This window comes from Campylobacter hominis ATCC BAA-381 (assembly GCF_000017585.1).
Taxonomy (GTDB): Bacteria; Campylobacterota; Campylobacteria; order Campylobacterales; family Campylobacteraceae; genus Campylobacter_B; species Campylobacter_B hominis.
Genome location: NC_009714.1, coordinates 775,132 through 789,065, shown reverse-complemented (window position 1 = coordinate 789,065; position 13,934 = coordinate 775,132). Strand labels below are relative to the sequence as shown.

The window sequence follows — 13,934 nt, the reverse complement described above, 5'->3', positions numbered from 1 at the left end:
TTTTTCGTAAAAAAGCGTGAAATCATAAAAATTTCACGCTTGAAAAATTATTTCTCCACTGAAATTTCGATTTTTTCACCATTTGAGTCTATTTTTATATTATCGCCGCTTTTTATTTCGTCGCTTAAAATCATATCTGCGATTTTATCTTCAACCAAATCATAAAGTGCGCGTCTTAACGGTCTTGCACCATATTGGATATCAAATCCGGCGCTTGCTATGAATTTTTCGGCATTTTGCGTTAAAACTGCTGAAATTCCACGATTTTGCAATGTTTTTGATAACTTTTTAAACATAATTCCAACGATTTCAATAAGATTATTTTTATTTAAAGGGTTAAAAACTACAATATCATCCAAACGGTTTAAAAACTCGGGCTTAAAATACTTTTTTAACTCCGATTTTATAGCGCTTTCTCTATTTTTTTCATCCAAATTCATAATTATATCGGAGCCTATATTTGAAGTTAAAATAATAATGGTATTTTTAAAATCGACTGTAACGCCTTTGTTATCGGTAGCTCTGCCGTCATCTAAAATTCCAAGTAGGATATTAAAAACATCTTTGTGAGCTTTTTCTATTTCATCAAAAAGCAGCACCGAATACGGCTTTCTTCTGACCGCTTCTGTTAATTGTCCACCCTCTTCATATCCGACGTATCCAGGAGCCGCTCCAAGAAGCCTTGAAACGTTGATTTTTTCCATATATTCACTCATATCAAATCTTATAAGAGCTTTTTCGTCGTCAAAAAGAAACTTCGCTAAAGCTTTGGCGCTTTCGGTTTTACCGACTCCTGTAGGTCCTAAAAATAAAAAACTTCCTATCGGACGATTTTCGCTGTTAAGCCCTGCACGATTTCGTTTTACCGCTTTTGCAATTGCCCCGAGAGCCATATCTTGTCCTACTACACTTTCTTTTAAATGGTTTTCTATATTTAGGTATTTTTCTTTTTCGCTTGTTAGCATTTTTGATACTTGGATTCCTGTCCATTTGCTTAAAATTCCTGCGACCATCTCCTCGTCAACTTGATTTTTCAAAAGTACACCGGCTTCTTTCATATTTTCCCATTTTTGTTCCAACTGCGTTACTTTTGCACTTTGAGCCGGAATTTTTCCGTATTCTATTTCGGCAGCTTTATTTAATTCACCGTTTCTTTTTGCGTTATTGGCTTCATTTTTAAGGCTCTCTATATTTTTTTTAGCCTCGCTGATTGCATTAAATACACTTTTTTCATTTTCAAATTTAGCTTGTAAATCTTTTTGTTTTTCAGTTAAATTTTCTATTTCTTTATCAATTTCTTCGAGTCTTGGTTTATTTTTATCGTTTTCTTCCATTTTTAATGCTTCACGTTCGACTTGAAGAGTAATTATGTCGCGTTTTGCTTTTGCAAGTTCAAACGGTTCGCTTTCTATTTGCATTTTAAGCTCCGCCGCAGCTTCGTCAATCAAATCAATTGCTTTATCAGGCAAAAATCTGTCTGAAATATATCTGTCACTTAGCTTAGCAGCCGCCACAAGAGCACTATCAGTAATCGTTACATTATGATGAACTTCAAGCTTTTCTTTTATTCCGCGCAAAATTTGTAAAGCTTCAGCTACACTTGGCTCAGGCACATTTATCGGTTGAAAACGCCTTCCCAATGCTGAATCTTTTTCAAAATATTTTCTATACTCTTTTAAAGTAGTAGCTCCTATAGTATGAAGTTCACCACGTGCAAGAGCCGGTTTTAAGATATTTGCCGCATCCATACTTCCTTCACTTGCTCCGGCTCCTACAATAGTATGAATTTCATCAATAAAAAGTATAACGTTTCCGGCTTGTTTTACCTCTTTAATAACGGCTTTAAGACGATCTTCGAATTCTCCTCGATACTTTGCACCGGCAATCAATGCACTCATATCAAGTGCCACTACGCGGTAATTTTGAAGACTTGTAGGAACTTCTTTTTTTGCGATAAGTTCGGCCAAACCTTCTACAACGGCAGTTTTACCGACACCTGGTTCTCCTATAAGAATAGGATTGTTTTTTGTTTTGCGAATTAAAATTTGCATAAGTCTGGTTATAATTTCATCTCTGCCTATTACCGGATCCAATTCTCCGTTTATGGCTTTTGCAGTTAAATCAATTCCAAATTTCGACAAACTTTCAAGTGTTTCATCGCCTGTTTTAGAATCTATTTTTTTGCCAGATCTTAAATTTTCGAGCTCTTTTTTAAATTCCAAAATATCGCAAAATTTACTCAAAATTTCCTTAATTTCAGCGTTTTCAAGATTAGCTGAAATCCATGTATCAACGGCTATAAATTTATCTCCTGTAGCGCTCATCAACCCTTTTGCATTTTCCAAAGAATTTGCAAGTTCGTTTGAAATTTTGATATTTTCTTTACTTACATTTGAACTTGTGGGTAAATTTGAAATTTTACTTTTTATTTCAAGCTCGACGGCTTTTGCATTTATATCGAATTTATTAAAAATTTGATTTAAAATCGAACTGCTATCGACGGTAAGTGCCCAAAGCAAGTGTAAATTTCTTATTTCACTATTTTTGCTATGAATAGCTAAAGACGCGCTGCTTTCAATCAGCCCGGTCATTTTATCTGTTAAAATTTCCATTATACTTTGCATTTTTTCCTCCAAAGTTAAATTTTATATATTATATTATTTTAGTCTATCTATGTCAAGTTTATTGCAAGAAATTTTTTAATTTAAAAATTTATATGAATTTAGTGCAAAATTTTGAAATTTTTACCTAATTTTTAGGCAAAAAATTATAGAATTAGAGCCATTTTATTTTGAGGTCAAAAGTGAAAAAAAAATTTCTTATTATTTTTACAATTTTTTGCGTATTCGCTAATGTATTAAATGCAAAAGACAGCGAAAAAAGTAGACTTGAGGCACTTGCAAAATTAACCAAAACAATGGCAATAGTTGAAAATAACTATGTTGATGAACTGAGTTTTTCTCAAATCGTAGATAAAGCCATAAGCGGGCTTATGAGTAATCTTGACGCACATTCTAGTTTCATGGATGAACAAGCTTTTAATGACACCAAAATTCAAACTGAAGGTGAATTCGGCGGACTTGGAATAACAGTCGGAATGAAAGACGGCGCATTAACAGTAATCGCACCGATTGAAGGCACACCTGCCGATAAAGCCGGACTTAAAGCAAATGACGTAATTTTAAGAATTGATAATAACGCCACTTTTGGAATTTCAATAGATGAAGCCGTTAAAAAAATGCGCGGCAAACCAAAAACTTCAATAAACTTGACAATCGTTCGAAAAGGCGAAATGAAGCCATTTGATGTAAAAATAGTCCGCGATATGATAAAAGTGGAATCCGTATATGCTAAAATGATTGAAAAAGATGATATATTATATCTTAGAGTTACAAATTTTGACCAACATGTAACGAATGACGCCAAAAAATTCATACAGGAAAATGCAAAAGCAAAAGGCATAATTTTGGATCTTAGAAATAATCCTGGCGGACTTTTGGAGCAAGCTATCGGTCTTGCAAATCTATTTATAGGAAAAGGCACAATCGTATCTCAAAAAGGTCGAAATAAAAATGAAAATATATCTTACGAAGCGGATCCTAAGAAAAAAATTACAAACTTGCCTTTGGCTGTTTTGATAAACTCAGGAAGTGCAAGTGCAAGTGAAATCGTAAGCGGAGCTTTGCAAGATACTAAAAGAGGTATCATTATCGGAGAAAATAGCTTTGGAAAAGGCAGCGTGCAAGTAATTTTGCCTATTGAAGACAAAGAGGCTCTTCGCCTGACAATTGCAAAATACTATTTGCCAAGTGGTAGAACTATACAAGCTGTCGGTGTCGCTCCGGATTTAGTAGTATTTCCCGGAAAAGTTCCTGCCGATCAAAATGAATTTTCAATAAAAGAAGCCGATCTTAAAAAACATTTGGAGGGCGAACTTGCCAAAATAGAACCGGTTAAATCTGATAGTAAAAATGATGATAAAATAATAACTCAAAAACAAGTAAATGATGATATACAATTAAAAACAGCTATTGATACAATAAAGGTTTTAAATATACATTAACAAATTTCTAATAAGGGAGAGAGAATGAAAGTTACAAAAAAAGATATGATTTATGAAGGCAAAGGCAAAAAAATGTGGTCTGTTGCCGAAGATGAAAATCTTTTGATTGCTGAATTTAAAGATGATTTAACCGCTTTTAACGGAATCAAAAAATCAAGTGAAAAAGGAAAAGGAGCGCTAAATAATAAAATTTCAACTCAACTTTTCCATCTTTTGGAAAAAAACGGTATAAAAACCGATTTGGTTGAAACTATCAACGATACAGAGCAAGTTGTAAAAAAAGTTAAAATTTTTCCACTTGAAGTAATTGCAAGAAATATTGCCACAGGCTCACTTACAAAGCGACTTGGCATAAAAGACGGCACTGTTTTACCTTTTACTTTAGTTGAGTTTTGCTACAAAGACGACGATTTGGGAGATCCTATTTTAAATGACGATCATGCACTACTTTTAGGCGCTGTAAAAGACAAAAATGAGCTTGAAAATTTAAGACAAACAGCAATTAAAATAAATAAAATTTTAAAAGAATTTTTCGCAACAAAAAATTTAAAACTTGTTGATTTTAAAATTGAGCTTGGCAAAGACAAAGACGGAAATATCTTGCTTGCCGATGAAATAAGCCCTGACAGCTGCAGATTTTGGGACGCTAAAACAAACGAAAAACTAGATAAAGACAGATTTCGCCAAAGTATAGGCAACGTAAAAGTAGCGTATGAGGAAGTTTTAAGACGAATCTTATCGTAAAAGGCAAAAAATGAAAGTAATTGTAAATGTAAAACTGAAAAACGGTGTGCTTGATCCTCAAGGAAAGGCGGTTAAGCACGCCTTAAATTCTCTTGGTTTTGATGAAGTCGGCAATGTGCGAATCGGAAAACAAATCGTGCTTGATATTGCAGGAGACGATAAAGAAAAAATCAAAGCAGACACTCAAAAAATGTGTGAAGAGTTATTAGCAAATCCTGTTATAGAAGATTTTGAGATAATTTTATGAAAGTAGCAATTATAAATTTTCCAGGCACAAACTGTGAACGCGACACAAAATTCGCTTTTGATTTACTTAAAGCCGAAACTAAAATTATTTGGCACAAGGATGATAGCGAAATTTGTGCCGATTTGGTTGTGCTTCCGGGCGGTTTCAGTTATGGAGATTATTTACGCACTGCCGCAATTGCAAAATTCAGTCCTGCTATGAAATCTGTAGTCAACTTTGCAAAAAAAGGCGGATACATATTAGGTATTTGCAATGGCTTTCAAATGTTGCTTGAATTAGGTCTTTTAGATGGAGCTATGAATAAAAATATGAGTTTAAGTTTTATTTCAAAATTTCACTATCTAAAAGTAATTTCAAATGATAATAAATTTTTACACCTTTGCAAAAAGGATGAAATTTTAGAAATTCCGATAGCGCACGGTGAAGGAAATTATTATGCCGATGAGAACGTTTTAAAAAAACTTTATGATAATGAGCAAATTATTTTAAAATATTGCGATAAAGATGGAAATTCGTTAAATCCGAACGGTTCTATTGACGATATTGCAGGTATTTGCGATAAAAATCACAAAATTTTCGGTCTTATGCCTCATCCCGAACGCGCAATGCAAAAAATCTTAGGCTCTGATGATGGAGTAAAAATGCTTAAAGGCTTTTTTTGCTAAGATTTTTTACTATTTTATTTCTTATTTTTTCATTTTTAAACGCAGAAGAAGTAAATGTAAATTCCATTGATGATATTTTAAAATATGCACCTAAAAATGAAAAACCTGCCGGTAAAATTTCAAATAACAAAAGAGTTCCGGTAAGACTTAGCACAGGCGAGCTGGAAAAAAAGACAAACTTAAGTTTGGACGATCTTTCGGCTCTTGCGCCAAGCGATGAATCGGAATTAAAAGCCGGTGAAAAACTCTATGAAGAAACACGTGTAAAACAATTAACTATAAAAATTACTAATATACCGAAAATCGTATATGAAAATGAACTTTTTAAAGTTGATTTCAAAGCCGATATCGGTCAAGATATTTTTGCCGAACCGAATCTTGAAATTATAACAAACGACAAAATAAAATGGATAAATAAAGAAAAAATAAATTGGATAAAAGGAAACGGAATTTTTGAAACTCCGCTTTATTTCGAAGCTCTGCAAGGTGCCGATTTAGAAAATATCACAATGCGACTGACAAGAAACGACGAAGTTTTTGCCGAAGCGAATGCAAGCATAAAACTACCTGCTATTAAGCCTTTAAATGCAAAGGATAATTTTTCAAACATTGTAGCGGACAGTTTTGAATTAAAAAGCTATAAAACATCAAAATTTGATGACAATACAAATCTCATGACGCTGAATTTAAGCGTAAAAAATGCGAATCTAGGCTCATTTCATATAGATAACAAATCAATAATCAAGCAAGGCGTAGATTCGGCTCACGGAGATTTTACAAATCAAAACGGTTTTTATTTTGCCGTGATAGACAATAAAGTTAAATCGTTAAATTTCAGTTATTTTAATCTTAAAACCAAAAAATTTGAAAATTTTGTTCTTAATATAAATGTGGAACCGGAAGATCTTAGCACACAAACAGGATTAAATCCAAAAGAGAGTAAATTTAAAGTTTATAAAAATATATTTATTTATGCTCTTGCAGCATTTTTGCTCGTATTATTTATTGCAAGCAAGAATATAACGCCTTTAATTATAGCAGTTATAATACTGATATCAAATTTTTTACTCCAAAAACCTTACGGCAACGGCACTTTATCGCAAAATGCAGTAATTAGAATTTTGCCTGTTGGAAATTCAAGCGTTTTTTATGTTTCAAAAGGCAGTGAAAATGTCGAAATTTTGAACGCAACCGATAAATATTTTAAAATTTTACTGAAAAACGGCAGAATCGGTTGGGTTGAAAAAGATAAATTAAAACGGGACTAGGAGTTATTTTTTTGGGAAAAATAAAAGCAATTATTTATTATATTTATTTTGTTTTAAGCGTTTTTGTAGTCGTATTTTTTATGGCTATAAAAAACAGTTCTCATCGCCATTTTAGACGTATTTGGGCCAAATTTCAAAGATACTTTTTGAGATATAAAATCGAAATTATAGGCACACCTGATGAAAATGCTAATATGGTAATTTTAAATCATCAAAGTATAATTGATATAGTAGTAATGGAAGAAATTCATAAAGCAAATTTGAGTTGGATTGCAAAAAAAGAGATTGCCAGAATACCGATAATAGGCAAAATTATAACTCTTCCAAAAATGATAGCAATTGATCGTTCAAATCCAAGAGATTTGGTTAGAGTACTTCACGAGGTAAAAGATCGCATTGAAAACAACCGCGTAATTGCAATGTTTCCGGAAGGCACAAGAAGAAAAGGTGATAAACTGTTAAAATTTCAGACAGGTGCAAAAGTAATAACTGAAAAATTAAAACTTAAAGTCCAACCTGTTGTGCTTTTAGGAACAAGAGAAATTTTGGATTCGCATAATTTCTGTGCCAATTTCTTCGGTAATGTCAAAGTTGTTTATCTTCCATTAGTGGATACTACGGATAAAGATTGGCTTGAAAAAACTCGTTCTAAAATGCAAGAAATTTTGGATGAAAATTTACATGAAGATTCAAATGAATTACCGGACACAAACGAAAATTTAAATGAAACAAAAACGGATAAAATTTCAGAAAAATGATTAAAACATTTGGTGAATGGCATAAACAAAGTGCTCTTTTTGTAGCGCTTCCACATGAAAATACGGACTGGAAAGCTTATTTGGACGAAATTTCACTTAGTTATAGAAAATTTATAAAAGCTGTATCGAAATTTCAAAAAGTCATCACAATAGCTCCAAATTTTACTGATTTTGAAAGAATTTGCTCCGATTTACAAAATGTGGAGTTTGTCAAAATAGATACTAACGACACATGGATTCGTGATTTTGGAGCTATAGATATAAAAGAAAACGGCGAAATCGTAGGATTAAATTTTATTTTTAACGCGTGGGGCGACAAATTTCAAAGCAGTAAAGATAATGCCGTAAATAAAACGCTTTTTAAAAAAATCGGCGGAAATTTAAAAGATATAAACTTGATTTTAGAAGGCGGTAGTATCGATTTTAACGGCAACGGATATATGCTTACGACAAAAACCTGCCTTTTAAATAAAAATAGAAATAATCTTACTCAAGACGAACTTGATCAACGTTTGCGCGAAATTTTCGGACTCAAAAAAATTTTTTGGCTGAATCACGGCTTTATACAAGGCGACGATACAGATTCTCATATCGATACGTTAGCAAGATTTATAGATAAAAACATAATTGCATTCTCTGTTTGCGAAGATAAAAACGATCCGCATTATGATGAGCTGAATAAAATGAAAGATGAAATTTTAAGTTTCGGTTTTGACTGCGTAGAGCTTCCGATTCCAAAGCCGATTTTTTATGAAAATATGCGTTTACCTGCTACTTATGCAAATTTTGTATTTGTAAATGACGCTCTAATCGTGCCGACATACAATGATAAAAATGATAAAATAGTGCTGAATAGTTTGCAAAAAGCTTTGCCAAATCGCGAAATTATAGGAGTTGACGCAAGAGTTTTTATTCGCCAACATGGAAGTTTACACTGCTCGTGCCAAAATCATTTTGAAATTTAGAATTTTAAAAAACAAGTAAAAATACAAAATTTAAAATATTTCTTAAAAATTTAAATAAATTATAAAATAAGGAAAAATATGCAGACCGAAACAACACCGAAAGCCAAAAAGCAACGTGAAGGCGGAATTGAGCTGCTTAGAATTTTTGCGATTTTTCTAATAACTTGCGTTCATATGTTAAATTTCGGAGGATTTTTAGGACATGCCGCAAGCGATTTTGAACTCTCTATATTGCGCCTTTTATATGCTTTTTTTATGATTGCCGTAAATATTTTTGTAATAATTACCGGATTTTTTATGATACATTCGAAATTCCGTCCCGCAAAACTTATTCCGCTTTGGTTTAGCGTCCTGTTTTATGGATTTTTCTTGGAAGCGGTGGCTGTTTTTTATTTTGGAGCCGATCTTAAATTTTATGATTTTTTAGTTACATTTTTTCCGATTACAAGCAACAGATATTGGTTTTTTACAAGCTATGCACTTCTGTTTTTAATTTCACCGCTTTTAAATTTAATTTTACTAAATTCAAGTAAAAGACAACTGAACTGCATTCTTATCGGTGTTTTTATATTTTCATATGCCGCAAAACGCTTCAATGTTGATGAAATTACGCAACTTGTAGGTGGATATAATCTGATATGGTTTATATGCTTATACTTCGTCGGCGGATATTTAAGCCTGAATGCACCTCGTTATAAAAAATGGCAAAGTGTCGGCATATATCTGCTTGCAACGTTTGCACTTTGGGGATGTTTTTATATTAGAGATATTTCGTGGTTTATAGATAAATTTATTGTAAACAAATGCGAATATACAGCTCCTCTTGCGCTAATTGCCAGCATTGCAATATTTTTAAGCGTAAAAGGAATAATTTTTAGTGAAAAAACAACAAAAACAATTATGTTTTTCAGTTCCGCCGTTTTTGGAATTTATCTTTTCCAAGAGGCATTTTTATTTAAACCGTTTTTATACGGTGAAATTTTGCATACGAACGATTTTTGGGGCAGAGATGACAGCATTTTGTATCTTTTCAGATCTGTTTTTATCGTTTTCTTTTTAGGATTTTTTACGGATATGATTCGCCAAATTCTGTTTAAAATTTTTAAAGCTGAAATTTAGTCAAAAAAAGATATAATCCACACTTTATTTCACACGCATAAATCCTAAATTTCGGTTGCGAAATTTTTAAATTTTATAAAAAAATTTCGTTAATGTATGCGGAGGAATTAAACTAAATTTCGGGCTAACGCCCATAAGGAGAAACTCATGGTAACAATGAGAGATTTATTGGAATGCGGTGTGCATTTTGGCCACCAAACTCGCAGATGGAATCCAAAAATGAAGAAATTTATTTTTGGCGAGAGAAAAGGTATCTATATTATAGATTTGCAAAAAACAATCCGCTATTTTCGATATACTTACAATATCGTTCGCGATGCGGCCGCTGAAGGTAAAACAATACTTTTTGTAGGAACGAAAAAACAAGCTGGTGCAGCTATAAAAGAGTTTGCAGAAAAATGCGAAATGCCTTATGTAAATCACAGATGGCTTGGTGGAATGCTTACAAATTTCGACACAATAAAACAATCAATCAGAAAACTTGAAGTTATAGAACAAATGGAAACAGACGGTTCAATGGATCTTTTAACAAAAAAAGAAGCAGGAATGTTAAAAAGCAAAAAAGCAAAATTAGAGCTTTATCTTGGTGGAATTCGTAATATGAAAAACTTGCCTGATATGGTTTTTGTGATAGACTGCGTAAAAGAAAAAATTGCCGTAAAAGAAGCAAATCGTCTAGGTATGCCTGTAATAGCACCACTTGATACAAATTGTGATCCTGATGTTGTAGATTTCCCTATTCCAGGTAATGATGATGCGATTCGTTCAATTCAACTCTTCTGTCAAGAAATGTCTGAAGCTATAAATGAAGGAAAAGCATTAAGAGATCAAGATAGTGAAGAAGAAATTCAAAATAAAGAACAGGATGAAGTTTCACAAGAAGAAAAAGACGACATTTTAGACGAGGCAATGAACGAAGAAGATTTCGAAATTCCGGAGGATAAAGAATAATGCAAATAACAGCAAAAATGGTAAAAGATCTTCGGGAATCAACCGGAGCTGGAATGATGGATTGCAAAAAAGCCCTTGTTGAAGCTAATGGAGATATGGAGCAAGCGATTAAAGTTTTACACGAAAAAGGACTTGGTAAAGCTGCTAAAAAAGCGGACAGATTAGCTAGTGAAGGTTTAGTTTGTGTTTTAGTTAATTCAGATTTCAGCAAAGCTACAATCAGCGAAATAAACTCTGAAACGGATTTTGTAGCCAAAAATGATAAATTTATAAATTTTGTAAACAACACTACAAAACATATTCAAGATAGCAATATAACAAATGTAGAAGCTTTAAACAACAGCCTGATAAACGGTGAAAAATTCAGCGATTTTATTACAAATCAAATAGCGACAATAGGTGAAAATTTAGTAGTTCGCAGATTTAATACAATAAATGCAAACGGCGGAGTGTTAAATGGATATTTACACTCGAACTCACGCGTAGGCGTTATAATAAGTGCGACTTGCGAAAATGTCGATCGTAAAAAAGCGGCTGATTTTATATATCAACTTTGCATGCATGCAGCAGCAATGAAACCAAGCGTAATCAGCTACAAAGAATTTAATCCTGATTTTTTAAAAAGCGAGCTGACCGCGCTAAAAGCTGAACTTGAAAAAGAAAATGAAGAATTAAAACGACTTGGAAAACCGCTAAATCATATACCTGAATTTGCAAGCAGAGCTCAAATAAGCGATGAAATAATCGAAAAAGAAAAAGAAAAAATTAGAGCCGAACTAAAAAAAGAAGGCAAGCCTGAAAAAATTTGGGATAAAATAATACCTGGAAAACTGGAAAGATTTTTGGCGGATAATACCTTACTTGATCAACGTCTTACACTTCTAGGACAATTTTTTGTAATGGACGATAAAAAGACAATTGAACAGGTTATTGATGAAAAAAGCAAAGAATTTGGCGGTAAAATCACTATTACAAATTATATCCGTTATGAAGTAGGAGAAGGTTTGGAGAAAAAGTCAGAGGATTTCGCAGCTGAAGTCGCTGCTCAAATAGGCTAGAAATGGAACTTTTAAGGGGCGTAAATTTAACCCATGCGTTTGAATATACGCTCTTTGAAAATATAAATATCACTCTTCACAACCGCGAAAGTATAGCAATTCTTGGCGTCAGCGGTTGTGGAAAATCGACTATGCTTCATATTTTATCTACACTTTTAAAACCGAACTCAGGCGAAGTTTTTTATAATGAACGCGAAATATATTCACTCAGTTCTGATGAACGCCTTAAAATCAGAAGAAATGATTTTGGTATAATTTTTCAATCACATTACTTATTTAAAGGTTTTTCCGCCTACGAAAACATAGAGTTGGCTGCAAAACTTGTAAATAAAAAAATTGATAATGAAATTTTGGATAAACTTCAAATTTCACAAATTTTAAAGCAAAAAATCGGCGAACTTTCAGGCGGACAACAACAACGCATATCAATCGCAAGAGTGCTTCACAAAAACCCAAATATAATTTTTGCGGACGAACCGACCGGAAATCTTGATAAGGATACTGCAAATGATGTATTTGACGTATTGTTCGATTATATCAACAAAAAAGATGGCGGTTTGATTTTAGTTACTCATGATGAAAATTTGGCACAAAAATGCTCCAGCGTTTATCGCTTGGTTGACAAAAAGCTAATAAAAATCAGATAAATCTCTAAATTTCAATTAAAAAATATTTTGCATATCAAAAAAAACATAAATTTAATTTTTATAATAAACACCGATTTTTTTAAATTTATGAATTTTTAATTCACATAATGCGATATTTAAGCAAACTTTTAAAAAACTTTACGTTTATTGTGATAAAATACCCGAAAAATTTTATAAATTTGGAGTCTTGAATGATACGACAAGCAAAAATAGAAGACGCAAAAGCCGCAACAAAACTTTTGTATTTGGCAATGGACGATATGATATATGATCTCACTGGACAAAAAGATCTTAAAAGCGCTTTTTTAGTATATGAAGATTTTTTTAAAATGCAAAAAAATCGTTTAAGTTTTGAAAACACTTACGTATATGTGAAGAATAACGAAATAGTTGGAGCCATCGTCATTTATGACGGCAATGAAATTAAATCGTTGGATAGCACATTAAATGAAAATATACAAAAACTTGGTCTGAAATATAAAATTATTCCGGAATGCGACAGTAGCGATGTTTATTTGGATTCGCTTGCTGTAGACGAAAGATTTCGCGGACGTGGCATTGCAAAAGAACTTATAAATTTCGCATTTGAGATTGCTGTAAAAAGACATAAACCACTTTCGCTTTTAGTAGAACAAAATAATAAAACAGCACAAGCGGTTTATGATAAATTAGGTTTTAAATTTTCAAAAAATAAAATTTTATATTCTCACTTATATTTTTATTTGAAAAAAATAAATTAAAATTCTTTATTATCAAATTTTTTAAAGTTTCCGGCTTTCCAATTTTTTTCAATTGCTTCTGCACGGTTATCGCTGATAAAACCTGTTTCAGGCTGAACTGCAATCTGTATAGATCTGCCGCCCGAATCTGTAAAAGTTATTATACATGGTGTATGTAACACCTTATCGTAAGGATTCTTTGCATTTTGCGGCGCACCGTGCGGACGACCTTTACTGTCAAATGCAATAGTTTGACCTCCACAGTTTTTATCAAAATCTATTTTTTGTATATCATAGGTATTTTTTAGATTTAATTTTTTATTCATTTTCTTTGAATCTGTATTTGCCGAAAAACCGCTTGCTCCTGAAGTAAGAAATCTTTGTTCATTTTGCGGATCGCGAGCAACTTCTCTTTCGCTATTTAAATTTCCGCTATAACCAGGTAAATCTTTATAAACAGAATATTTCCAGCCATCCCCACCATCTGCCGAGTCGCTAAACTGAATTCTCCAATACCCTCTATACCAATGTTCATCAGAGCCGTCATATACATTATCCATCATTGCAAGTTGTTGAGTATATCGTATATGTGTAGTAACCTGATCGACAAGTTCAATCAAATTATCGCGATCAATCCTAGGAATCGCAACAGCTGCTAAAATTCCGACTACCACGATGATAAATATAAGTTCAATCATTGTAAAAGCTTTTTTCATTTTTTAAACCTTAC

General features: G+C 32.6%; 14 protein-coding genes. 12 read left to right on the top strand and 2 right to left on the bottom strand.

The features are described 5' to 3' along the window. Nucleotides 1-47: 47 nt before the first annotated feature. Nucleotides 48-2,624, bottom strand: a complete 2,577-nt coding sequence (locus CHAB381_RS04000) for an ATP-dependent Clp protease ATP-binding subunit (RefSeq protein WP_012108702.1) — start codon at nucleotides 2,622-2,624, stop codon at nucleotides 48-50. Between the two features lie 179 nt (nucleotides 2,625-2,803). Here CHAB381_RS04000 and CHAB381_RS03995 point away from each other — a divergent pair, with 179 nt between their 5' ends. From CHAB381_RS03995 to CHAB381_RS03940, 12 genes are all read left to right on the top strand, one after another. Then, nucleotides 2,804-4,063, top strand: a complete 1,260-nt coding sequence (locus CHAB381_RS03995; RefSeq protein ID WP_012108701.1) for a S41 family peptidase — start codon at nucleotides 2,804-2,806, stop codon at nucleotides 4,061-4,063. A 24-nt stretch (nucleotides 4,064-4,087) separates the two neighbouring features. Continuing rightward, the gene (purC, locus tag CHAB381_RS03990; RefSeq protein ID WP_012108700.1) at nucleotides 4,088-4,807 is read left to right on the top strand and encodes a phosphoribosylaminoimidazolesuccinocarboxamide synthase; all 720 of its coding nucleotides are present in this window, start codon (nucleotides 4,088-4,090) and stop codon (nucleotides 4,805-4,807) included. 10 nt (nucleotides 4,808-4,817) lie between these two features. Next, nucleotides 4,818-5,054, top strand: a complete 237-nt coding sequence (purS, locus tag CHAB381_RS03985; RefSeq protein ID WP_012108699.1) for a phosphoribosylformylglycinamidine synthase subunit PurS — start codon at nucleotides 4,818-4,820, stop codon at nucleotides 5,052-5,054. After that, entirely contained in the window at nucleotides 5,051-5,719 is a 669-nt protein-coding gene (purQ, locus tag CHAB381_RS03980; protein WP_012108698.1) for a phosphoribosylformylglycinamidine synthase I, read from the top strand. Before purS ends, purQ begins: the two co-directional genes overlap by 4 nt. Then, nucleotides 5,713-6,987 carry an SH3 domain-containing protein gene (locus CHAB381_RS03975; RefSeq protein WP_012108697.1) on the top strand — a complete coding sequence of 425 codons (1,275 nt, stop codon included), beginning with the start codon at nucleotides 5,713-5,715 and terminating at the stop codon, nucleotides 6,985-6,987. The genes purQ and CHAB381_RS03975 overlap by 7 nt, the downstream gene beginning before the upstream one ends. Before the next feature lie 5 nt (nucleotides 6,988-6,992). Continuing rightward, the gene (locus CHAB381_RS03970; RefSeq protein WP_115587283.1) at nucleotides 6,993-7,745 is read left to right on the top strand and encodes a lysophospholipid acyltransferase family protein; all 753 of its coding nucleotides are present in this window, start codon (nucleotides 6,993-6,995) and stop codon (nucleotides 7,743-7,745) included. Continuing rightward, nucleotides 7,742-8,710 carry an agmatine deiminase family protein gene (locus CHAB381_RS03965; protein WP_012108695.1) on the top strand — a complete coding sequence of 323 codons (969 nt, stop codon included), beginning with the start codon at nucleotides 7,742-7,744 and terminating at the stop codon, nucleotides 8,708-8,710. Before CHAB381_RS03970 ends, CHAB381_RS03965 begins: the two co-directional genes overlap by 4 nt. Before the next feature lie 78 nt (nucleotides 8,711-8,788). Beyond that, entirely contained in the window at nucleotides 8,789-9,829 is a 1,041-nt protein-coding gene (locus CHAB381_RS03960) for an acyltransferase family protein (RefSeq protein ID WP_012108694.1), read from the top strand. Between the two features lie 147 nt (nucleotides 9,830-9,976). Beyond that, entirely contained in the window at nucleotides 9,977-10,780 is an 804-nt protein-coding gene (rpsB, locus tag CHAB381_RS03955) for a 30S ribosomal protein S2 (protein WP_012108693.1), read from the top strand. Continuing rightward, nucleotides 10,780-11,838, top strand: coding sequence for a translation elongation factor Ts (gene tsf / locus CHAB381_RS03950; RefSeq protein ID WP_012108692.1), 1,059 nt, complete (start codon nucleotides 10,780-10,782; stop codon nucleotides 11,836-11,838). The genes rpsB and tsf overlap by 1 nt, the downstream gene beginning before the upstream one ends. Before the next feature lie 2 nt (nucleotides 11,839-11,840). Further along, the gene (locus tag CHAB381_RS03945; RefSeq protein ID WP_012108691.1) at nucleotides 11,841-12,485 is read left to right on the top strand and encodes an ABC transporter ATP-binding protein; all 645 of its coding nucleotides are present in this window, start codon (nucleotides 11,841-11,843) and stop codon (nucleotides 12,483-12,485) included. Between the two features lie 191 nt (nucleotides 12,486-12,676). Beyond that, entirely contained in the window at nucleotides 12,677-13,225 is a 549-nt protein-coding gene (locus tag CHAB381_RS03940; protein WP_012108690.1) for a GNAT family N-acetyltransferase, read from the top strand. Here the strand turns inward: CHAB381_RS03940 and CHAB381_RS03935 are convergent. Beyond that, nucleotides 13,222-13,920 carry a pilus assembly FimT family protein gene (locus CHAB381_RS03935; protein ID WP_012108689.1) on the bottom strand — a complete coding sequence of 233 codons (699 nt, stop codon included), beginning with the start codon at nucleotides 13,918-13,920 and terminating at the stop codon, nucleotides 13,222-13,224. The two genes, CHAB381_RS03940 and CHAB381_RS03935, sit on opposite strands and share 4 nt — an antisense overlap. Nucleotides 13,921-13,934: the final 14 nt, after the last annotated feature.